Annotated in this window: 16 protein-coding genes; 8 read left to right on the plus strand and 8 right to left on the minus strand. The window is 41.0% G+C overall.

The features are described from left to right. Nucleotides 1–246 precede the first annotated feature (246 nt). The gene (locus ACHSBP_RS11620; RefSeq protein WP_395388924.1) at nt 247–2,724 is read left to right on the plus strand and encodes a prolyl oligopeptidase family serine peptidase; all 2,478 of its coding nucleotides are present in this window, start codon (nt 247–249) and stop codon (nt 2,722–2,724) included. 26 nt (nt 2,725–2,750) lie between these two features. On the opposite strand, the gene rrtA is transcribed toward ACHSBP_RS11620, so the two are convergent. After that, nucleotides 2,751–3,341, minus strand: a complete 591-nt coding sequence (gene rrtA, locus ACHSBP_RS11625) for a rhombosortase (protein ID WP_010560072.1) — start codon at nt 3,339–3,341, stop codon at nt 2,751–2,753. Between the two features lie 66 nt (nt 3,342–3,407). On the opposite strand from rrtA, the gene ggt reads away from it, so the two are divergent. Together ggt and ACHSBP_RS11635 are read left to right on the plus strand one after the other, a co-directional pair. Next, nucleotides 3,408–5,147 carry a gamma-glutamyltransferase gene (gene ggt / locus ACHSBP_RS11630; protein WP_010560073.1) on the plus strand — a complete coding sequence of 580 codons (1,740 nt, stop codon included), beginning with the start codon at nt 3,408–3,410 and terminating at the stop codon, nt 5,145–5,147. A 185-nt stretch (nt 5,148–5,332) separates the two neighbouring features. After that, nucleotides 5,333–7,027, plus strand: coding sequence for an NAD-dependent malic enzyme (locus tag ACHSBP_RS11635; RefSeq protein WP_010560074.1), 1,695 nt, complete (start codon nt 5,333–5,335; stop codon nt 7,025–7,027). Between the two features lie 50 nt (nt 7,028–7,077). On the opposite strand, the gene ACHSBP_RS11640 is transcribed toward ACHSBP_RS11635, so the two are convergent. From ACHSBP_RS11640 to ubiG, 7 genes are all read right to left on the minus strand, one after another. Continuing rightward, entirely contained in the window at nt 7,078–7,791 is a 714-nt protein-coding gene (locus ACHSBP_RS11640; protein WP_395388925.1) for a nucleoside-binding protein, read from the minus strand. A 233-nt stretch (nt 7,792–8,024) separates the two neighbouring features. Then, nucleotides 8,025–10,472: a TonB-dependent receptor gene (locus ACHSBP_RS11645; RefSeq protein ID WP_010560076.1), complete on the minus strand. Its 2,448-nt coding sequence runs from the start codon at nt 10,470–10,472 to the stop codon at nt 8,025–8,027. A 155-nt stretch (nt 10,473–10,627) separates the two neighbouring features. Next, nucleotides 10,628–10,891 (minus strand): class I ribonucleotide reductase maintenance protein YfaE, encoded by a 264-nt coding sequence (gene yfaE / locus ACHSBP_RS11650; RefSeq protein ID WP_010560077.1) that lies wholly within the window; start codon nt 10,889–10,891, stop codon nt 10,628–10,630. Continuing rightward, the gene (gene nrdB / locus ACHSBP_RS11655) at nt 10,891–12,021 is read right to left on the minus strand and encodes a class Ia ribonucleoside-diphosphate reductase subunit beta (RefSeq protein WP_010560078.1); all 1,131 of its coding nucleotides are present in this window, start codon (nt 12,019–12,021) and stop codon (nt 10,891–10,893) included. Before nrdB ends, yfaE begins: the two co-directional genes overlap by 1 nt. 64 nt (nt 12,022–12,085) lie before the next feature. Continuing rightward, nucleotides 12,086–14,371: a class 1a ribonucleoside-diphosphate reductase subunit alpha gene (gene nrdA, locus ACHSBP_RS11660; protein WP_010560079.1), complete on the minus strand. Its 2,286-nt coding sequence runs from the start codon at nt 14,369–14,371 to the stop codon at nt 12,086–12,088. Between the two features lie 401 nt (nt 14,372–14,772). Next, nucleotides 14,773–15,447, minus strand: coding sequence for an HAD family hydrolase (locus ACHSBP_RS11665; protein ID WP_395388926.1), 675 nt, complete (start codon nt 15,445–15,447; stop codon nt 14,773–14,775). Nucleotide 15,448: 1 nt separating this feature from the next. Continuing rightward, entirely contained in the window at nt 15,449–16,159 is a 711-nt protein-coding gene (ubiG, locus tag ACHSBP_RS11670; protein ID WP_010560082.1) for a bifunctional 2-polyprenyl-6-hydroxyphenol methylase/3-demethylubiquinol 3-O-methyltransferase UbiG, read from the minus strand. 154 nt (nt 16,160–16,313) lie between these two features. Between ubiG and gyrA the strand changes: the two genes are divergently transcribed. The 5 genes from gyrA to rpsA all read left to right on the plus strand — a co-directional run bounded on the left by gyrA (nt 16,314) and on the right by rpsA (nt 24,032). After that, a complete protein-coding gene (gyrA, locus tag ACHSBP_RS11675) occupies nt 16,314–19,010 on the plus strand; it encodes a DNA gyrase subunit A (RefSeq protein ID WP_395388927.1) in 2,697 nt (898 codons plus the stop codon). A 122-nt stretch (nt 19,011–19,132) separates the two neighbouring features. After that, nucleotides 19,133–20,212, plus strand: coding sequence for a 3-phosphoserine/phosphohydroxythreonine transaminase (gene serC, locus ACHSBP_RS11680; protein WP_010560084.1), 1,080 nt, complete (start codon nt 19,133–19,135; stop codon nt 20,210–20,212). Beyond that, entirely contained in the window at nt 20,212–21,489 is a 1,278-nt protein-coding gene (gene aroA, locus ACHSBP_RS11685; RefSeq protein WP_010560085.1) for a 3-phosphoshikimate 1-carboxyvinyltransferase, read from the plus strand. The genes serC and aroA overlap by 1 nt, the downstream gene beginning before the upstream one ends. 108 nt (nt 21,490–21,597) lie before the next feature. Next, entirely contained in the window at nt 21,598–22,287 is a 690-nt protein-coding gene (gene cmk, locus ACHSBP_RS11690; RefSeq protein WP_010560086.1) for a (d)CMP kinase, read from the plus strand. Between the two features lie 77 nt (nt 22,288–22,364). Further along, complete coding sequence (gene rpsA, locus ACHSBP_RS11695; protein ID WP_010560087.1) at nt 22,365–24,032, plus strand: 30S ribosomal protein S1; 1,668 nt, start codon at nt 22,365–22,367, stop codon at nt 24,030–24,032. The last annotated feature ends 25 nt before the right edge of the window (nt 24,033–24,057 follow it).

Consider the following 24,057-nt stretch of genomic DNA (forward strand, 5'->3'; position numbering starts at 1 on the left):
TAAAATAAATTTTTTGAATAAATTTTGAACTAAATAATGAATCGCACGGTCTATTACTTTGAAACGAGAAATTACTTTTTCGTTTCGACCTAAATTGCTAGCGCAGAGTATTCGGCCAACACCTTGTTGGCCTTTTTTTGTTACAAATGTAATCGCTAAAATCACATAATTAAACGATAAGCGCAGTTTTATTATTGCCAATTGTTTGGTTAAATTAGTGTAATTTTAATTACAAAAAAACACACAATGTATAATAAATCTATTATTGCTCTTGCTGTAACTGCGTGTATTAGTTTGGCAGGTTGTAAAACGACTGAACAATCTACCATCGCAGGCGCTAACGAATTTTCACCAGTAGTTGAAACTACGACTCACCAAGGCCCAGAAACCATTACGTTAAAACAAGCAATGGCGCACCCAGATTGGTTAGGTCGTCAACCTGAGCGTGCATTTTGGTCGTTTGATTCTAAGTCGGTAAATTATGCACGCAAACAAGCGGGTAACGAATTACGCGATACCTACACTCGTATGTTGGGCAAGCAAGGCAATGGTGATTTAGTATCGCTGGATAAATTGCACACACTCGGTGCGAAACAATTAACCTTTAGTCAAGATAACAAGTGGGTAGCATATACCTTTAAAGGCAATATTTTTGCTGTTGAGCAAGCAACAGGTAAATTAAAGCAGCTGACCTTGAGTGATGATAATGCATCACAGCTTTTGTTTTTAACTAGCGGTGAACTTGCATATCGAGTTAACAATAATTTTTACAAAATTAATGTAGAAACGGGCCTGCGCTCACAAATAGCAGCACTTAAAGTTGCTGATAAACCAGAAGGCGTAAAAGAGCCAACAAGTTATATTGCTAAAGAGCAACATAAACTCATTGACTATGTAGCACTAACCCACAAGAACAAACAAGATAAACACGCCTACAACGAGTCATTAAAAACGCAAAACGAAAGCGTTATGAACGATACATATTACCTTGGTAAAGGTAATCGTATTGTCAGTGCAGTCGTATCACCAGCGGGCGACAAACTCATTACAGTTGTTACTAAAAGTTCACCGTGGCGTGATGATGGCGATATTATGCCAAACTACATTGGTCAAAACGGTGAAATTGTTGCTGAAAAAGTAAGACGTCGTGTTGCCGATACCAAGCCGTCTGGCTCAGAGTTGGTAATGATTGACCTCACTGAAAATACTCAAACAAGCCTACCATTCGATACATTACCAGGGTTTGATGAAGACGTATTAGCAAGTGTAAAAGCCGAAAACGCAAAAGCACAAGGTAAAACATACAAATCAGAAAAAGCACCTCGTCATATTAATTTAATGATGGACTGGGGTTGGTCACAAAATGCAATTCAGTGGAATAGCGATGGTTCACAAGTGGCTGTGATGCTTGAAGCGTTTGATAATAAAGACCGCTGGATTGCAACTGTAGACTTTGCAAGCAACAAACTGGTTTCGCAACATCGCTTACATGATAAAGCTTGGGTTAACTATACGTACAATAATTTTGGTTGGTTAAATCAACAACCCGATACGTTGTATTATTTGTCTGAGGAATCTGGTTACAGCCATATTTATACAAAAGCGCTTACGGGTAAAGCAAAGCAGCTAACAAGCGGTCAGTTTGTAGTATCAGAACTAACACAAGCTCGTAATAGCCAGTCAATTTTTTATAAAGCAAACAAAAAACACCCTGGCATTTACGAAATCTACAAGCTAGATCTAACAACGGGTGAAAGCGTTGCGCAAACCGATTTAAACGGCATGACCGATTACCAGCTTAGTCCGGATGAATCAAAACTATTGTTAACGCACTCAAAATTAGCATTACCGCCTGAGCTGTACGTAACTATTGTTGATGGTGATACGGTAACGCGTTTAACCAATACTGTATCGGATAAGTTTCTAAATACGCAACTTGTAGCGCCAAAAATTGTAGCCGTTCCGTCAAGCCATACTGAGCAGCCTATTTATGCAAAAGTGTATTATCCACGTGATTACAAAGAAGGTGAAACAGGTAAAGCACGCAAAGCGGTTATCTTTAATCACGGTGCAGGTTATCTACAAAATTCACATTTAGGTTGGTCAGGTTATTTCCGCGAATTTATGTTCCACTCATTCCTAGCAGAGCAGGGGTATGTGGTGATGGACATGGATTACCGTGCATCTAAAGGCTATGGTCGCGATTGGCGTACCGCAATTTACCGCCATATGGGTAAGCCTGAAATTGAAGATTTAGCCGATGGTGTAAAATGGATGACTGAAAACGCGAATGTTAACGACCAGCGCGTCGGTACATATGGTGGCTCTTACGGTGGTTTTATGACCTTTATGGCATTGTTAACTCGCCCAGAATTATTCCAAGCGGGTGCCGCACTTCGCCCTGTATCGGATTGGGCATATTACAATAATCCGTATACATCGAACATTTTGAACCACCCAGATGTAGATCCAATTGCCTATAAGCGCAGCTCACCGATTTATTTCGCTGAAGGGTTAGAAAAACCATTGTTAATTAATGCGCCAATGGTTGACGACAATGTATTTTTCCAAGACGTAGTGCGCTTAGTGCAGCGTTTTATCGAACTTGAAAAAGAAAACTACGAAACGGCAATATACCCGGTTGAGCCACATGGTTTTAAACAGCCTTCTTCGTGGTTAGATGAGTACCGTCGTATTTATAAGTTGTTTGAACAAAACTTATAATTTAAAAAGGCCGCATAGCGGCCTTTTTATTGGGTGATATTTTCACGAAGTGCGTGACGATTTAATTTCGCATAAACAAAAATACCGGATATTGCACCAATCAAGTGTGCTTCGGTTGCCACCCGTGCGTTAATTAGTTGTCCTAATTCCGCACTTGCGCCAGCATATTGCTCCCAAGCGATTTTTAACCAAACACCAATGAACAAAAGAAAACCCGTTTTCATACCTTTTTGGCAGTCAATTAACGCACCAACAATGATTAAACCATGTAAAACACCACTTAACCCATTATAAAGTGTATTTTCAGGATAAAAAATATAAAGCCCACCGCCAGTGTAGAGCGCAAGTAACAGAAGTGCCAATGCGTATTTTTTAATATCATAATATTCACCGTGTAACGCCCAGATGAGCGCAACGCCTGCTAGGTTTAACATTAAATGGTAGCTATTTGAGTGACTAAAATGAGCAGTAACAAGTCGCCAGTACTCACCATGAGAAAATAGGCTTCGGTTGTATTCAAATAATTCACTGAGCGGCGTTGCAAAAATAATTATCGCGGCAAAAATCAGAACAAGCGGGGCAGTGATATAACGTTTATCGGTTGGAAGATTTAACATTCGCTATCTGTGTTAATCAATATCAAATGTCTGTAAGATTATCACAAATAATAGATTTGCTTAATTATGAAAACATTAAAACAGACACTCTCACAAATACTTATCGCATCGAGCTTATTCTCATTCAATGTTGGCGCCACAATCGTTGGTGAACCAGAAGCAAATACCGGCTTTACTAAAAAACAACAAGTTGTTGCTGATAAGTTTATGGTTGCGGCTGCTAACCCCTATGCGGTAAAAGCAGGTCATGCAATTTTGGCTAAAGGTGGAAGCGCCGTTGATGCCGCAATTGCTGTGCAATTAGTACTAACATTAGTAGAACCTCAATCGTCTGGTATTGGCGGCGGGTTGTTTCTGATGCATTACGATAACGCTAATAGTCATTTAACTAGCTTTGATGGACGTGAAACTGCGCCAGCGAATGCGAGTGAATCTTTGTTTTTAGATGAAAATGGTAAACCAATTCGCTGGATTAATGCGGTTGTAGGTGGACGTTCAGTGGGAGTGCCTGGCGCGCTAGCTGCGCTAGAAAAAGCGCACAGTCGTTATGGTAAATTGCCATGGCATACATTATTTACTGACGCGATACAATTGGCGCAAGAAGGCTTTGTGGTATCACCGCGACTTGAAAAACTGGTCAGTCTGCAAATAAACCCTGGGGTTGCATTAATTGACGGCACCAAAGATTACTTTATGCCAAATGGCGCCGCGCTAAAGGCTGGCACAGTTAAAACTAATGTAAAGCTAGCGAACTTATATAAAGCGATTGCTAAAAACGGCATCGACGCGTTTTATCAAGGTGAAAATGCAAAGCAACTTGTTGAAACCGTAACAAATTCATCCATTGCGCCAGGCAAAATCAGCCTTCAAGATCTAGCCAATTATAAAAGTGTTGAGCGAAAGCCCGTATGTGCACCGTATAGAACATATAAAGTGTGCTCTATGGCGCCGCCGAGTTCCGGTGGCATTACGGTACTGCAAATTATGGCGTTACTTGAAAACACTAAAGCACCACTTAATACATCGTGGGAACTTGAATCAATTCATGCGTTTACTCAGGCATCACGTCTAGCGTTTGCGGATCGTGATCACTATATTGCTGATCCTGACTTTATCGACGTACCTGTCGCGCAAATGTTGGATAAAAATTATCTACAAGAGCGTAGTAAACTAATTGGTGAAAAAGACATGGGCACGGCGCAACCTGGCGAATTTTCACAAGATTGGTCTGTCGCGCAGATTAATTACGAGCAACCATCAACGTCTCATGTGTCAATTGTAGATAGCGCGGGTAATGCGGTTTCAATGACAACATCAATTGAAATGGGTTTTGGCTCAGCGTTAATGGTGAATGGTTACCTGCTTAATAACCAACTTACTGATTTTACCTTTAATCCTAAGATTGACGGTAAACCTGTGGCAAATCGTGTTGAGCCAAATAAGCGTCCGCGTTCTTCTATGTCGCCGGTTATGGTGTTTAATCATGACGGTAGTTTAAAAATGGTTATCGGTTCGCCGGGTGGTTCACGCATTATCAATTATGTAGTCAAAGCACTTGTTGGCGTACTTGATTTTGGTTTAACGCCACAACAGGCGATAGAGCTTGCCAACATTACTAACCGTAACCGCGTAACGACACTTGAAAAAGGCAGTGACGTAACACGTTACAAAGCAGCGCTTGAAGCACGCGGCCACAAAGTCGTTATTCGCGATTTAAATTCGGGTATTCACGCGGTAATGATTGAGGGTAATAAACTTATCGGTGCTGCGGATCCGCGCCGTGAGGGCATTGCACTCGGACAATAACCTGCGGCAAAGTAAATAGATTGATAGCAATACGTTAAACTTGGTTAATTTGAGGCAAGAATCATTGCTTTAACGTGTTGCTACTTAGATAATGTTTTCAATTATTCGTTATTTATCTTATAGTTTTGCATTTTTAAACTTTAGTCTAATAATTAAAGCTATTACAACACACCACCAAGAATACAATGACAGAACACACACATAAAAATTATTTGTACATCCCTTATGCTGGGCCGACGCTAATTGAAACACCACTATTAAATAAAGGCAGTGCTTTTAGCCAGCGCGAACGCGAACAGTTTAACTTAGCGGGTTTATTGCCGCCAATTTTTGAATCAATCGAAGAACAAGTTGAGCGTTGTTATCAGCAGTACAAAAGCTTCACCAATAACTTAAATAAGCACATTTACTTACGTGCCATTCACGACACTAACGAGACCTTGTTCTTCCGTTTAGTACGTGATCACTTAGAAGAAATGATGCCGATTATTTATACCCCAACGGTAGGTGAGGCGTGTGAGCGTTTTTCTGATATTTATCGTAAACACCGCGGTCTATTTATTTCGTATGAAGACCGCCATAGTATCGATGATATTTTACGTAACGCCACCAAAGGTAAAGTAAAAGTAATCGTAGTTACTGACGGTGAGCGTATTCTTGGTTTAGGTGACCAAGGTATTGGTGGTATGGGTATTCCTATTGGTAAATTATCACTTTATACCGCAGTAGGCGGCATTAGCCCAGCCTATACATTACCGGTAATGCTTGATGTGGGTACGAATAACCAAGCGCTACTGGATGATCCTATGTATATGGGGCGTCGTCATAAGCGTATTTCGCAAGAACAATACGACGAGTTTTTAGAGCTATTTATTAACGCAGTTAAACGCCGTTGGCCAAATGTTATGTTGCAGTTTGAAGACTTTGCACAACCAAACGCAATGCCGTTATTACAACGTTACCGTGACCGCATTTGTAGCTTTAACGATGATATTCAAGGCACAGCTTCGGTTACCGTAGGTTCATTATTGGCTGCGTGTCGTGTTAAAGGTGAAGCGCTATCTGCACAAAAAGTGGTATTTGTTGGCGCCGGTTCTGCGGGTTGTGGGATTGCCGAGCAAATTATTGCGCAAATGGTAAGTGAAGGTATTAGTGAAGCGCAGGCGCGTTCGCAAATCTTTATGGTTGACCGTTTTGGTTTATTAACCGAAGGTATGGGTGATTTACGTGACTTCCAACAAGTATTAACACAGAAAAAAGACGCCATTAGCGATTGGAATTACAGCGGCGATTATGCATCTTTGCTCGATGTAATGAACTGCGCAAAACCAAATATTTTAATTGGTGTATCGGGTCAACCGGGTCTATTTACTGAGCAGGTAATTAAGGCAATGCACCAAGGTAGTCAGCAGCCGATTATCTTCCCGTTAAGTAACCCAATCAAACAAGTTGAAGCGATGCCTGAAGACGTGATTGCGTGGACCAACGGTGAGGCAATAGTGGCAACGGGTAGCCCATTTGAACCAGTTACCTTTAATGGCAAAGAGCACATTATTCCACAATGTAACAATAGCTATATTTTCCCAGGCATTGGCCTAGGTGTAGTTGCAGTGGGTGCCAAGCGTATTACCGACGAAATGTTAATGGTGGCAAGTGAAACCCTTGCCGCAGAATCGCCAAGAGCAAATACAGGCGAAGGTAGCTTGTTGCCGCCGCTAACTAAAGTTGAATCGCTTTCTAAAAAGATTGCGTTTAACGTTGCGAAAAAAGCCATTGAACAAGGTGTGGCGCTTGAGATTTCAGATGAAAAATTAGCGAGCCTAATTGAAAAGAACTACTGGTTACCTGAATATCGTGATTACAAGCGCGTAAGCATTTAAGTTTATCGTGTGATAATAAAAAGCCCTGCAAATATGCAGGGCTTTTTAGTTTAAAAATGATACTTAACTAGTAAATTAACATTGTTTTCGTCAACACCACGTATACCAAATTTATCAAGCCAATAAACGTATTCGATACCTAGGTATAATTTTGAATCGATATTTAAATGCGGGGCAACATCATATTTTAGCTGCGACGTGAAATTCATCTGTGCGTCGCTGTTGTCTCTGCTTGTTGCATAATCAATAAAACCATCATAATAAAGCGGTCCGATTGGTAAACCCCATGTAACGGTTGTTTGGTAGTTATTATCACCATGCTCATTGTTACGGTAGTATAGGTTTACATTGAAAAAATCAAAGTAGGGCACATCAAACCCAGCACCTACGCCGTATAAGTAGTTTGTTAAGCTTGAACCAAAACCATCATGGGATGAAAACGTGCCGTACTCAATTGTAGTGGTAACGTAAAGTGCTTTAACGGGATTGTTTTCAAAGTCGGTGATTTTAAAGCGTGGCGAAAATTCGCCGTAGGTTTCTTTATCACCATTGTCAGACTCCAAACGGTCAACAAAAGTAAAGCTGTCTCCCCAGCTTGTAACCGCAAAGTGTTCTAGCGTTACGATTTGTTTTTTATTGTCGCCTACTTCATAGTTATTACCGTTTAAGTAACTCACACTAAAGTCAGAGAAATGTGTTTTTGCAGAAACCGTTGTTGAAAGACAAAGCGCTGCGAGTGATACAAGATGTGTTGTTATTTTCACAAAAGCCTCAGGTAGGGTTTTATTATAAATTTAATAGAATTTTAGCAGATTGTAGGAATGTTTCAGATAACTATCATTGATTTAGCGGCTAACAGGCTAAACAATAACCCTTTGTGATATGGCAACATGCCGTTTGATGACGTTTATATTGATGATTTCTCGGTATGTTACTACAGGTAGACAATAAAAAAGGGCGTGTTAATACGCCCTTTTTGTTGGTATTTTCTCGGGTATTAGAAATAAACGCGTAGGCCTAACTGTACGTTACGACCTGGTAATGGTGCGATATCTTTAATAAACGAAGTATGGCTGAAAGCAAGTTCGTCTGTAATATTTTGCACTTTTGCAAATACAAACGAATCAGTGTTTAACACATCAAGATTATACTTCGCAGATACATCAAATAATGTGTAGCTGTCGGTGTGAGTTTCGTGTGCGCCTAACTTGTCTTGCTCAAAGTAATGCGTAGCAGCAAAGTTTACTTGCAATGCATGCCAGTCATATTCAGCTTCAAAACCTAATTTATTTTGCGGGAAACGCGGTAAATATTCCGATGAGTCTTTAACATCGTTGCGAATATGATCACCAATTAACTTTACTAGCAGTTGATTATTTACTTGATAGTGAACATCAAACTCAATACCGTACAAATCAACATCTGCATATTGATATTGGAAAACACGTGTTGCTTCATCTGCATCGTGACCATGCGATAAATACTCGTCCATAGAAAGCATTTCGTCATGGTGTGCATCAATTACCAACCCTGTATCTTGCTGGAAATAGAAGTTATCAATCTGATTATAAAAAGCGTTTATGGTATAGCCAAAATCGCCATTGAACTTACGTAGCGTTAGGTCGATATTATTTGATGTTTCGCTTTCAATGTTTTCAGGCTCAAAATGAATTTCACCGTCTTCAATTTCATAGCCTAGACCAAGATCATATGTGCTTGTTGCAATATGCAGACCATTTGATAGTAGCTCAGCCGCACTTGGCGCACGTTCTGAATGACCGAGAGAAAGCGCTACCGAATGACCTTCTTTGAAATTCCAGATAGAGCCTGCAGATAAACTTACGCTATCGAATTCACCAATGTATGCGTATTCTTCACCGTGATGATCTTCATCACCATGCGTTTCATGGTCGTGTTCGTCATGACCAAGGTGAATTTCTGGTGCATCGATTTCTGTATTTTCAAAACGACCACCCAACTCAACGCGAAAATCGCCAAACGTTTTTTCTTCCAATACGAAAAGTGCATGCTGTGTTGTATCGCTGTGTGGGGTAAATGCTTCTGCACCATCAGCACCGTAATCCGAATCATAGTAGTGGTAACCTACGACACCGTGCCAACCTAATAGGTTATGTTCAGCAGTTGCACGTAATTCTTTCGATTCGTTGGTAAATACAGTGCCTTCCATGCCTTCTTCGATTTCGGCGTGGCGGTAATCAGTATAACCAAGTTTCACATCAAAACGCTCAATCATAGAATCATGTAGGCTGTATGTAAAACGCGCTTGATAACGGTCTTGAGTTAATCGAGCGAATACATCGCCATGTTCTTCGTGCTCATCTTCATGCCCATGGTCTTCTTCTTCGTGTTCATGTCCATGATCATGGTCGTGGTGTGCATGAGAGTGGCCCGGAATACCGTAGTCTGATTCAATCTTGCCATAAGAAACCCCTACAACTAGGTGTTCGTTCACATAGCTTGTGCCTAAATTGAATGCAGTTGTGTCAATAAAACTGTTTTCAATTGAATCTAATACTTCTTCGTCATGCTCATCTGCGTGGTCTTCGCCTTCATGCTCTTCTTCGTGCTCTTCGTGATGCGCTTCAAACTTTGGCACTTCGGTGTCTTCAGTTTTACGTTTTAAACCATCGAGATGGAAATTAAAGCCATTATCACCACCATTTAGTACAAATGCTGCTGTATTGCCTTCGTTAACGGTATCGTGTTTATATTCAACAGCACCTTCTAACGACTCGTAGTTAGTTGTCGGAATACGGCCATCGACCACATTCACTACACCGCCAATTGCTCCTGAACCATACAGCAATGTTGCTGGTCCACGCAGTACTTCAATTTGTTCTGCGCTTAATGTTTCGTTGGTGTTTGCGTGATCAGGGCCAACGCGCGATGCATCACTACTTTCTAAACCATTTTGCATAACGCGTACACGTGGGCCATCTAAACCTCGAATAACAGGTGAAGACGCGACAGAACTAAAATATGTTTGGCTAACACCCGGTAGTCTATTTAGGGTTTCACCGAGTGTATTAGATGATTTATCTTTGAGCTCGTCTCCTGCAAGCACTGCTACAGGAGAGGCCATCTCAAGGTTACTTTTGTGAAGCGCTGAAGCATATACAGTGATTGCTTCAATTGATGATTTTTCTAGTACAAAATTGATTGTTTGCGCTTGGTTTTTAACGCTAATGCGTTTGTCTAGAAAACCATCTTTACTGAAATGTAGCTGGCTATCAGCATCCAGTTCAATTTGATATTGACCTTCACTGTTGGTTGTAACAGTTTTTTCTTTACCATGAACATGCACTGCAACACCAGTAATTGGCTTGCCTGAATTATCAGTTAATTGTCCTGAAATCTGTGCAGCGTGTGAGCTAAGAGGGAATACTACGCTTAGCACTGCCAAGCTAATGAGAGATTTTTTCATAACGAATACTTCAGTAAGATTAAAAAAATACGTGTTATGTGATACTGTAACATCATCGCACGTACAAATAAATAAATTGTTATATCATTACATATATTAATTGTTTCTAATTACGGAATTATTACGGCGAAATACAGAAAGAGGAGTAGGCAGCTTTAAAACTTTGGAATGTCTATTTCGATATCTTCAAGTGGCGTGGCGCAACACAATAAAATCTCACCTTTACGAACAAATGCCAATGGTTCCTGTTGGTAGTCGACCTTGCCACTGACTAGCTTACAGCGGCAGGCACCGCAAAACCCTTCACGGCAGTGAAATTGTGTTTGGATTTTATTTTTTTCTAAGAAGGTGAGTAGATTTGGCTGATCAGAGTCGAATTCAAGACTCTGATCAGTATTTACAACAGTAACTTTGCTCATCAAAGATCAAAGTCACCAAAGTCAGAAGCATTTACTTCTGAATCAATTTGACCGACAAGGTAAGAACTAATTTCAGCTTCTTGTGGTGCTACCTGTACGTTATCTGAAACTAACCACGCGTTGATCCAAGGAATTGGGTTTGAGCTGGTTTCAAATACAGTTGGTAAACCAACGGCTGCCATACGTACATTTGTAATGTATTCAACATACTGGCAAAGAATGTCTTTGTTTAAGCCAATCATTGAGCCGTCTTTGAATAAGTATTCTGCCCATTCTTTTTCTTGCTCTGCTGCCTTGGTGAACATTGCAATCGATTCTTCGCGGCATTGCGCTGCAACAATGGCCATTTCAGGGTCGTCATCACCTTCTTGCATAATGTTTAGAATGTGCTGTGTGCCCGATAAGTGAAGCGCTTCATCACGTGCGATAAGCTTGATGATTTTCGCATTACCTTCCATCAATTCACGTTCTGCAAACGCAAACGAGCAAGCAAAACTAACATAGAAGCGGATTGCTTCTAAAATGTTTACTGACATGATGCAAAGATACAGTTTCTTTTTAAGATCGAATAGATTGATCTTTACTTCTTCACCGTTAATTTGGTGTTTGCCTTCACCGTATTCGTTGTAAATCGTCGTTAAGCTGATTAGTTCATCATAGTAACGCGTCACTTCTTCTGCGCGCTCTGCAATTTTTTCATTGGTAACAATGTCGTCAAAAATCAGTTCTGGCTGTTTTGTTACATTGCGAATAATGTGGGTGTACGAACGGCTGTGAATTGTTTCACTGAACGCCCACGTTTCAATCCAAGTTTCAAGTTCTGGAATTGATACGATAGGGAGTAACGCAACATTTGGTGAACGACCTTGTACACTATCAAGTAGTGTTTGGTATTTTAAGTTACTCAAGAAAATGTGCTTTTCGTGCTCTGGTAAACCCTCGAAGTCGATGCGGTCTTTGCTTACGTCAACTTCTTCAGGACGCCAGAAGAACGAAAGTTGCTTTTCAATTAGCTTTTCAAAAATAGGATGCTTTTGTTGATCATAGCGCGAAACATTAACAGTTTGTCCAAAGAACATTGGTTCTTTTAGTTGGTCATTATGCTCGCGACTAAATGTTGAATACGACATATTATTATTAACTCTAGAGAAAACAAACTAGCGGGCAAAGAGTGTATACTTTGCCCGCTGGGATTTAGATCTTACACGCGCCGCCTGCACAGCCATCATCTTCAGGCTCTGGCTTAAGCTCGTCCTGAGAATCCGATGCACCATCACGGGTGTTGTGGTAGTAAAGTGTTTTAACACCAAGTTTGTATGCAGTTAGTAAATCCTTAAGCAATAGCTTCATTGGAACTTTACCGCCTTCAAACTTATTTGGATCATAATTTGTGTTAGCAGAAATGGTTTGGTCGATAAATTTCTGCATAATACCCACCAATTGCAAGTAACCATCGTTGCTTGGAATATCCCAAAGTAACTCGTACGCATCTTGCAAGCGCTCGTACTCTGGTACTACTTGCTTTAAGATACCGTCTTTACTCGCTTTAACACTGATGTGTCCACGCGGTGGCTCAATACCATTGGTTGCGTTAGAGATTTGCGATGACGTTTCTGACGGCATTAACGCAGATAACGTTGAGTTACGCATACCGTGTTTAACAATGCTGTCACGTAGGCCATCCCAATCAAGGTGCAATTGCTCATTACATACCGCATCAAGATCTTTCTTGTAGGTATCAATTGGCATAATGCCTTTTGCGTACGTTGTTTCGTTAAACTTAGGACATGCGCCTTTTTCTTTAGCAAGTTCATTTGACGCTTTCATTAAGTAATATTGAATTGCCTCAAATGTACGGTGAGTTAACGCGTTTGCTGAACCGTCTGAATACTTAACACCGTTTTTCGCAAGGTAATAAGCGTAGTTAATTACACCAATACCTAACGTACGACGACCCATAGTTGCGTTATATGCAGCCGGTACAGGGTAATCTTGATAATCTAGTAAGTTATCTAGTGCACGTACAGCAAGTTCTGCTAATTCGTCTAATTCATCAAGTGATTTAATCGCACCTAGGTTGAACGCAGAAAGCGTACACAGTGCAATTTCACCTTCTTCGTCCATTACGTGTTTTAACGGCTTAGTAGGAAGCGCAATTTCTAAACACAAGTTAGACTGACGAATTGGTGCTACTTTTGAATCAAACGGGCTATGTGTATTTGTGTGGTCTACGTTTTGTAGGTAAATACGACCTGTGCTTGCACGCTCTTGGGCAAACATAGAGAATAATTCAATCGCTTTAATACGTTTTTTACGAATTGATTCATCTTGTTCGTATTGTACGTATAAGCGCTCGAACTCATCTTGATCTTCAAAGAATGCATCGTAAAGACCAGGCACATCTGACGGGCTAAACAGCGTGATGTAATCGTCTTTAATTAAACGCGAATACATTACTTTGTTAAACTGAACGCCGTAATCTAAGTGACGAACACGGTTGTCATCAACACCACGGTTGTTTTTAAGCACCAGTAGGTTTTCAACTTCTAAGTGCCATAACGGGTAGAATAGGGTTGCCGCGCCACCACGTACACCGCCTTGTGAACAGCTTTTAACTGCCGTTTGGAAGTGCTTGTAGAAAGGAATACAGCCAGTGTGGAATGCTTCACCGCTGCGAATTGGGCTACCTAATGCGCGAATTCGACCAGCATTAATACCAATACCAGCACGTTGGCTTACGTATTTTACAATCGACGATGACGTTGCATTAATTGAATCTAGACTATCGTCACATTCAATCAGTACGCATGAACTGAATTGACGTGTAGGGGTACGCACACCCGCCATAATTGGCGTTGGTAATGAGATCTTAAACGTCGATGTCGCGTCATAAAAACGTTTTACATAGTCTAAACGCGTGTCTTTCGGATATTTTGAGAATAAACATGCTGCAACTAAAATATAAAGGAACTGCGCGCTTTCATAAATCTCACCGGTAACACGGTTTTGCACAAGGTATTTACCTTCTAACTGCTTAACGGCAGCATAGCTGAAGGTAAGATCACGAGAATGATCAATATATGCGTCAAGCTCTTCGATTTCCTGCAGGCTATAGTCGGCAAGTAGATGTGGATCATACTTGTTCATTTCAACCATCTTAACCATATGATCATATAGTTTCGGTGGCTCAAATTTACCATAGGCTTTCTTACGCAAATGGAAAATTGCCAAACGCGCAGCAAGGTACTGATAATCTGGTGTTTCTTTCGAAATTAGATCAGCAGCAGCTTTGATAATGGTTTCGTGAATATCTTCTGTACGGATACCGTCGTAAAACTGAATGTGTGATTTTAGTTCTACTTGCGATACAGATACGTTATTTAGGCCTTCTGCTGCCCATGCAATAACGCGGTGAATTTTGTCTAGGTCAAGCGGTTCCTTGCGACCGTCACGTTTACTGACTGAAAGCTCTTGGTTCATAGTTATGCCTGCAATTTCCTTCAAACGAGCAAAAAATTTTTATTATGTCGAAATATTAAACTGGACTTTTGTCCTATTATTTAAGCGCACGGCTCAGGCGAAATTACCACTAGTGCTCGTTTTTCGCTTAGCTACTAGATATGGTGTCGCCATCACAGATGATCACAAGATAGAGGGGTATGCGTCTTTTTTCAAGGCCTAGAAAAGCGAGATAATTTGTGATCAATTTTTTACTAACTAGTCTGTTAGCATCCACTAACTTGTTAAGTAAAGTGTGTTTAGTCTATGTGAAAAAACAACGAAAAAAATACGATAAAAAAAAATATTTAAAATTTATTTGTTGCAAATTCACAAGGTATTGTTTTTGGGTCCGAGATTAAAATAACCACTATATCTAGTGGTTATTTTTTACCATAGTAACTAGATATATGGTTAAGCAGTGAGCAGGCGTTGGTAAAGCTAAAGTCAGATTGCCAGCTTGAAACAGGGTTGCCATTTAAATATCCCCAAAGCGCCGAAGCTGTTTTCATCCCCGCAGATTTGCCAGCAATGATATCGCGCTCATCGTCACCGACATAGATGCAACACCTAGGATCAACCTTCATTAATTCACAGCTGTAAAGCAAAGGATCAGGGTAGGGCTTGGCCCGCTCAAGTGTGTCACCCGATACAATATTTTTGCAGTTTGCAAATTGTGTGATTTGCGCAACAAGGGGGTTAGTTAAGTGCTTTGGTTTATTTGTCACAATCGACCAAGGAACTGCGTGCTCATCTAAAAACGTAATTAGTGGCACAATACCTTGGTAAAAACGGCTTTTACACCATAAATTGTTCGCGTAATAAGTAAGAAACGTTTCTTTTAAATGTGTTTGTTCGTCGTTTGAGAAATGTCGCCATTCATCACCAAAACCAAGTTTGAGTAATGCAAGCGTACCGTTAGAGGCCTGCGTACGATATGTTTCTGCACTTACCGTCGGTTTATTATGTTTGGCCAACACAAAGTTAAGCGCAGCACCTAAATCATCCGCACTGTCGATTAAGGTGCCATCTAAATCAAACAATACTGCTTGATACATTTTATGCTAACTTTTCGAAATGGATCATATAGTTAACTGACACATCGTTGGTTAAACTATACGTTTGACCAAGCGGATTGTAACTTAACCCTTTCATAATGCGCGCTTTAAGGCCGTATTTTTCAGCCCAATTAATCAAAGTTGCAGGCTTGATGAATTTGTCGTGGTCGTGTGTGCCTTTTGGCACAATCTTAAGTAAGTGCTCGGCACCGACAATGGCAAATAAATACCCTTTAAGTGTTTTATTAAGCGTTGACATAAACACATGACCACCAGGCTTCACCAATGTTGCTAATGATGCGATTACCGATTCAGGGTCCGGTACATGCTCAAGCATTTCCATACACGTAACAACATCAAATTGCTGAGGGTTTTGCTCGGCAAACGCTTCAGCGGTCACTTTTTCATAGTTAAGGGAAACGCCCACTTCTAATGCATGTAATTTAGCAACATTTAAGGGCTCTTCACCCATATCAATGCCCGTCACATGCGCGCCTAGTTTAGCCATGCTTTCAGCTAATATACCGCCACCGCAGCCAACATCTAATACATTTTTTGAGAAAATGCCTTGGCTATATAAGTTAATAAAGTCTAAACGAAGCGGGTTTATTTCGTGTAGCGGTTTAAATTCACCATTAAGGTCCCACCAACGGTCGGCCATGGCTTCAAATTTTGCAATTTCACTTGCATCTACATTTTGTTGAACGGTCATAAAAAGCATCCAGAGTGATTTGAGGGCATTATAAAGGGATTTTTTATAAAAAGACTACCGCTTACAACCTGTAAATAATGATTTTTTGTGTTAGCATGCTTTGGTTATAAAAATAATAACTGAATTAATACACGATTGAAGGAAGAGAAATCGGATGACAGATCTCGCCAATGAAATCCTTCCAATCAATATTGAAGATGAATTAAAAAATTCATACCTCGATTATGCCATGAGCGTAATTGTAGGACGTGCGCTTCCTGATGTACGAGATGGTTTAAAACCAGTTCATCGCCGCGTACTTTTCGCAATGAATGAACTCAATAATGATTGGAACAAACCTTATAAAAAGTCTGCACGTGTTGTAGGTGACGTAATCGGTAAATATCACCCACATGGTGATAGCGCGGTTTACGATACGATTGTACGTATGGCTCAGCCGTTCTCACTTCGTTATTTATTAGTTGATGGTCAAGGTAACTTCGGTTCGGTAGACGGCGACAGCGCTGCTGCGATGCGTTATACCGAAGTACGTATGGCTAAAATGGCCCATCAATTATTAGCGGATCTTGAAAAAGAAACGGTTGATTACGTTGATAACTATGATGGTACGGAAAAAATCCCAGCGGTACTACCAACACGAGTTCCTAACTTGTTAGTAAACGGTGCATCGGGTATCGCGGTAGGTATGGCGACTAACATTCCGCCACACAATTTATCTGAGGTAATTAACGGCTGTTTAGCGGTTATTGAAAACCCTGAAATACAAATTGAAGAGCTTATCGATTATATCCCAGGCCCTGATTTCCCAACAGCGGGTATTATCAGCGGCAAAAAAGGTATCGAGCAAGCGTATAAAACAGGCCGTGGTAAAGTTTATATCCGCGCCAAAGCAGAAGTTCAAGTTAACGAAAAAACGGGTAAAGAAACAATTATTGTTCACGAAATCCCGTACCAAGTTAACAAAGCACGTTTAATTGAAAAGATTGCTGAACTTGTTAAAGACAAGAAAATTGAGGGCATCAGTGCACTGCGTGATGAGTCTGATAAAGACGGTATGCGCATTGTTATCGAAATTAAACGTGGTGAAGTAGGCGAAGTTGTTCTAAACAACCTGTATGCACAAACACAAATGCAAACAGTGTTTGGTATGAACATGGTTGCGCTAGATAATGGTCAACCTAAACTACTTAACCTAAAAGAAATGCTTGAAGCGTTTGTTACGCACCGTCGCGAAGTAGTAACGCGCCGTACGGTATTTGACTTACGTAAAGCACGTGACAGAGCACATACCCTTGAAGGTTTAGCAATCGCGCTTGCGAATATCGATCCTATTATCGAGGTTATTCGTCGTTCGCAAACTCGTGAAGAAGCAAAAGTAGCCTTACTTTCTCGTAGCTGGGAACTTGGTAACGTTAAAGGCATGCTAGAAAAAGCAGGTGAAGACGACGTTGCTCGCCCTGAATGGCTTGCACCAGATTTAGGTATTCGCGATGGTCAATACAACTTGTCAGAAGTACAAGCGAATGCAATTCTAGACCTTCGTTTACATAAACTAACAGGTTTAGAACACGAGAAAATCTTAAATGAATATAAAGAGCTATTAGATCTAATCGCTGAGCTACTTTATATCCTTTCAACTCCTGAGCGTTTAATGGAAGTTATTCGTGAAGAGCTAGTTGAAATTAAAGAAAACTTCGGCGATGAGCGTCGCACTGAAATTACTGCAGCTGCGCACGATATTAGTCTTGAAGACTTAATCACTGAAGAAGACGTTGTGGTAACACTGTCACACGAAGGTTATGTTAAGTATCAACCGCTTTCTGATTACGAAGCGCAGCGTCGTGGCGGTAAAGGTAAGTCTGCAACTAAGATGAAAGATGAAGACTTTATTGAACGTCTATTAGTTGCAAACACCCACGACACTATTTTATGTTTCTCTACGTCAGGTCGTTTATATTGGCTGAAAGTGTATCAGTTACCATTAGCGAGTCGCGCGGCGCGTGGCAAGCCAATTGTTAACTTACTACCACTTGAAGCTGATGAGCGTATTACCACTATCTTACCAGTACGCGAGTATGAAGAAGATAAGTATGTATTAATGGCCACAGCGAACGGTACAGTTAAGAAAACACCACTTACGGCATATAGTCGCCAGCGTGCTTCGGGCATCATCGCAATCAACCTAAACGAAGGCGATAGCTTGATTGGTGCAGATATCACCGACGGCACAAACGACATCATGCTGTTCACTGACCACGGTAAAGTAGTACGCTTCAACGAAAAGCAACGTGATTCAGAATCAGGTGAAGTGAAACTTGACCCAGAAACAGGTGAAGAATTACTAGCGTTACGCCCAATGGGCCGCACAGCGACAGGTGTACGCGGTATTAAGATGCCAGATGACGTGAAAGTTGTGTCACTTATTGTACCTAAGAATGATGGTCCGGTATTGACCATCACTGAAAATGGCTACGGTAAACGTACACTACTTGAAGATTACCCAGCGAAGAGCCGCGCAACACAAGGTGTTGTGTCGATTAAAGTATCTGAGCGTAATGGTAAAGTAGTTGGCGCGGTGCAAGTTGAAGATAATGATGAAATCATGATTATCTCTAACAAAGGCACATTAGTACGCACCCGTGTTAATGAAGTATCTACCGTTGGTCGTAATACACAAGGTGTTATTTTAATTCGTACAGCTGATGACGAACAAGTTGTTGGTTTACAGCGTATCGATGAAATTGAAGAATCTCAATTCCTTTCTGAAGAAGGTGAAGATGAAGCAGTTTCAAGCGAAAGTAATGAAACACCAAATACAGATGAAAATAATTCAGAGCAACCGGCTGAATAGAAAAAATATTCATCTTTATCATGCGGTAATTTGATATTTAATCAGTTACAGTATGAACAATGTTAAAAGCGGCTAACAGCCGCTTTTTTGTTTTCTAATTATGTACAAATGAGGTTTTGGGAATGAGTGTATATAATTTTTGTGCAGGGCCAGCTAGTCTGCCCCGAGCAGTATTAGAAAAAGCGCAAAAAGAGTTTTTAAACTGGCAAGGGCTTGGCGTTAATGTGATGGAAATAAGTCATCGCAGTAGCGAATTTATAGCGCTTGCTGAGCAAAGCGAACGTGATTTACGTGAGTTAATGAACATACCTGATAACTATGCTGTATTATTTATGCACGGTGGTGGTCGCGGTCAGTTCGCTGCAGTACCGCAGAATCTTCATGTTGCAAACAAACAAGCGGTCTACATCAATAGTGGCATTTGGTCTGATGGTGCATTTAGCGAAGCACAAAAGTTTACTGATGCTATTGAAATTAATGTACGCGATGATAAAAACGGCGAGTTTAATTGTTTAACGCCTGACCTTTGGCCATTACCGAGCGATGCGTCATACATTCATTATTGCCCAAATGAAACAATCGACGGTATTGAAATTTTTGATACGGTAAAACACAGTGCGCCAATCGTCGCTGATATGTCTTCAAACATTCTTTCGCGTGAAATTGACGTTAATCAGTTTGATTTAATTTATGCGGGCGCACAGAAAAATATCGGCCCATCAGGCCTTGCGATTGTTATTGTGAAAAAATCACTGCTTTCACGTGAAGGTACTGAGAAGCCGAGCATTTTTGATTATGCCTTAGAAGCTAAAAAAGAGAGCATGTATAACACGCCACCAACGTATTCTTGGTATTTAGCTGCGGAAGTTTTTAAATGGCTAAAAGCACAAGGTGGCGTTGCCGCAATAGAACAACAAAATATCGAAAAAGCGTCATTACTTTATGACTTTATTGATAATAGCCAGTTTTATAAAAATACCGTTGCGCGTGACTTCCGTTCACGTATGAATGTACCATTTTGGCTTAACGACGAATCACTGAACAAAGCATTTTTAGCAGAGTCGAAACAAGCTGGGTTACTCGCCCTCGAAGGCCACCGTATGGTAGGTGGTATGCGTGCCAGTATTTACAATGCAATGCCAATTGACGGCATAAAAGCATTAGTAGACTTCATGCATAAGTTCGAACAGGAGCATAAGTAATGGAACAGTTGCACTTAAAAGCGATTCAGCGTGTAAATGGCGAAGTAACGTTACCGGGCTCTAAGAGTTTATCTAACCGCATTCTATTACTAGCAGCACTATGCGAAGGTACAACACAAGTAGAGAATCTTCTCGATAGCGACGATATTCGTCATATGCTTAAAGCGCTCAATGCTATGGGCGTTGAGGTATCGCTAAATGAAGATAAAACAATTGCCCAAGTTCATGGTAAAGGCGGCAATTTTGAAACACCTACTGAACCACTATTTTTAGGTAATGCAGGTACCGCATTTCGTCCACTTACCGCGGTTTTAGCGACTTCCAATGGGGAATATGAGCTAATCGGCGAACCTCGCATGGAAGAAAGGCCAATTGGTCACCTTGTTGATGCACTTCACGCATTAGATGCAGATATTAGCTACTTAAAAAATAAAGATTATCCGCCACTTAAAATCGTGGGTAATCAACTGGCCGGTGGTAAAGTAGAAATTGACGGTAGTATTTCGAGCCAATTTTTAACCGCGCTGTTAATGGCGGCGCCGCTTTTTAAAAACAACACAGAAATCACGATAAAAGGTGAGCTTGTTTCAAAACCTTATATTGATATTACGTTAGGCGTAATGGCCAAATTTGGCGTTCGTGTTGAAAATAACGATTATCAATCATTTGTAGTGACCGGTAACCAGCAGTATCAATCGCCTGGTCGCATTATGGTTGAAGGTGACGCATCAAGTGCGTCTTACTTTGTTGCGGCCGCAGCGATTAACGGCGGCACAATTCGTATTAATGGTGTTGGCGCAGCAAGTGTGCAAGGCGATATTGGTTTTGCAAAAGTGATGGAGCAGGTGGGTGCAAAAATCGAATGGCATGACGATTATCTTGTTGTGTCTAAGGGGGAGCTTAAGGGCGTAGATATCGACGCCAATGCAATCCCAGATGCAGCGATGACACTTGCAACCGTTGCGCTTTTTGCAAAAGGTAAAACAGCGATACGCAACATTTATAACTGGCGAGTAAAAGAGACGGATCGTCTTTATGCTATGGCAACGGAGCTTAAAAAGCTCGGTGCAGAGGTGGTAGAAGGGCATGACTTTATTGAAGTAACCCCAACTGATAACATTCAACTTGCTGAAATAGACACCTATGATGATCACCGAATTGCCATGTGCTTTTCAATGGTGGCGGTAGGTGGTCATGATGTAATTATCAATGATCCTAAATGTACCTATAAAACATTTCCTACCTATTTTGAAACACTTGCAAGTGTGTCGGAATAATCGTCTAAAATAGAAATCACAGATTTTTCGCCGTAAAGTAGCGATAATTTTTTAATTATCGCGTATACTGCGCGGCGATTTTAGTTTTGTACATTTTGGGAGGTTGTAATGTTGGGTAGTCAACCAGTAATTACAGTCGATGGACCAAGTGGTTCAGGTAAAGGAACCGTTTGCCGTTTATTAGCAAATAAGCTTGGATGGGACGTATTAGATAGTGGCGCGATTTATCGTGTTTTAGCGCTAGCAGCGAGCCACCATATGATAGCGCCAACAGACGAAGAAGCTTTATTGCCGTTAGCGGCTAATTTAGATGTGCAATTTGTGGTAGATAATGAAACCGGCAATGGTAAAATTATTTTAGAAGGTGAAGATGTTACCAAATCGATTCGTACTGAAGAGGTTGGTGGCATGGCATCTAAAATTGCCGCATTGCCGAGTGTTCGCGAAGCGTTATTACGCCGCCAGCGTGCATTTAGAAGCGAATCAGGCTTAATTGCGGATGGTCGCGACATGGGCACTGTAGTGTTCCCTGATGCAGTGCTAAAAGTATATTTAACAGCATCAGCAGAAGAGCGCGCAAATCGCCGTTTTCTTGAGTTGAAGCAACGTGGTGTTGATGTTAAAATAGACAGCCTAGTTGCAGATATCAAAGCACGTGACGACCGCGATATGAATCGCCCAGTTGCTCCGCTTGTGCCTGCTGAAGATGCAATTGTTATAGACACTACCGAACTCGATGCAAATCAAGCATTTGAGCAAGTAGTGTCTTTGTGTATCGAAAAGAATTTAATTGGTTAACTCATAGGAAGAGTTAATTTTTACAACAACCCCACGCGGCAGGATAGCCAAATGGATATTTTATTTAGAGACTTATAATGTCAGAAAATTTTGCACAGTTATTTGAAGAAAGCCTAAAGGGTTTTGAAGCAGAACAAGGTTCAATCGTTAAAGGTACTGTTATTTCAATCGAAAACAACATCGTACTAGTAGACGCGGGTCTTAAGTCTGAAAGCGCAATCCCTGCTGAGCAATTCAAAAACACTGCTGGTGAATTGGAAGTAGCAGTTGGTGATGAAGTAGATGTTGCACTAGATGCAATCGAAGATGGTTTCGGTGAAACTATCCTTTCTCGTGAGAAAGCTAAGCGTCACGAAGCTTGGATCCGTCTTGAAAAAGCATGTGAAGAGCAAGAAACTGTTACTGGTATCATCAATGGTAAGGTTAAAGGTGGTTTCACTGTTGAAGTTGACACTATCCGTGCATTCTTACCAGGTTCACTAGTTGACGTGCGCCCAGTACGCGACACAGCTCACCTTGAAGGTAAAGAGTTAGAATTCAAAGTTATCAAGCTTGACCAGAAGCGTAACAACGTTGTTGTTTCTCGTCGTGCTGTTATCGAGTCAGAAAACTCACAAGAGCGTGAAGAACTTCTACAAAACCTTGTTGAAGGTCAAGAAGTTAAAGGTATCATCAAGAACCTTACTGACTACGGTGCATTCGTTGATTTAGGTGGTGTTGACGGTCTTCTACACATCACTGATATGGCTTGGAAACGCGTTAAGCACCCAAGCGAAATCGTTAACGTTGGTGACGAAATCTTAGTTAAAGTACTTAAGTTCGACAAAGATAAAACACGTGTTTCTCTAGGTCTTAAGCAGCTTGGCGAAGATCCATGGGCAGCTATCGCTGGTCGTTACCCAGAAGGTTCTAAGCTTTCTGGTCGTGTAACTAACCTTACTGACTACGGTTGTTTCGTTGAAATCGAAGAAGGCGTAGAAGGTCTAGTACACGTTTCTGAAATGGATTGGACTAACAAGAACATCCACCCTTCAAAAGTTGTTAACTTAGGTGACACTGTAGAAGTTATGGTTCTTGAAATCGACGAAGAGCGTCGTCGTATTTCTCTAGGTCTTAAGCAATGTAAAGCTAACCCATGGCAAGAATTTGCTCGTCTACAAAACAAAGGCGACCAAGTTACTGGTAAGATCAAGTCAATCACTGACTTCGGTATCTTCATCGGCCTAGAAGGCGGCATTGACGGTCTAGTTCACCTTTCAGACATTTCTTGGAACACGCCTGGCGAAGAAGCTGTACGTGAATTCAAGAAAGGCGACGAAATCACAGCTATCGTTTTACAAGTTGACCCAGAGCGTGAGCGTATCTCTCTAGGCGTTAAGCAAATCGAAGCTGATCCTTTCAATAACTACCTGGACGCAAACAAAAAAGGTGCTATTGTTAAAGGTAAAGTAACTGAAGTTGACGCTAAAGGCGCTACAGTTGAACTTATCGAAGGTGTTGAAGGTTACATCCGTGTAGCTGACGTAGCAGTTGAGCGTACTGAAGACGCTTCAACAGTTCTTTCTGTAGGTGACGAAGTAGAAGCTAAGTTTGTTGGTGTTGATCGCAAGAACCGCGCAATCAGCCTTTCAATCAAAGCAATTTCAGAAGCTGAAGAGAAAGAAGCGCTAGATAAGCTTAAGAAAGAAGAGCCACAGTTCGAAAACGCTATGGCAGCAGCTTTCAAAAATGCTCAAAAAGACTAATTAGTCGACTTGGAAGAGCAGCTTA

This window comes from Pseudoalteromonas sp. XMcav1-K (assembly GCF_044005875.1).
In the GTDB taxonomy this organism is placed as follows: domain Bacteria; phylum Pseudomonadota; class Gammaproteobacteria; order Enterobacterales; family Alteromonadaceae; genus Pseudoalteromonas; species Pseudoalteromonas spongiae.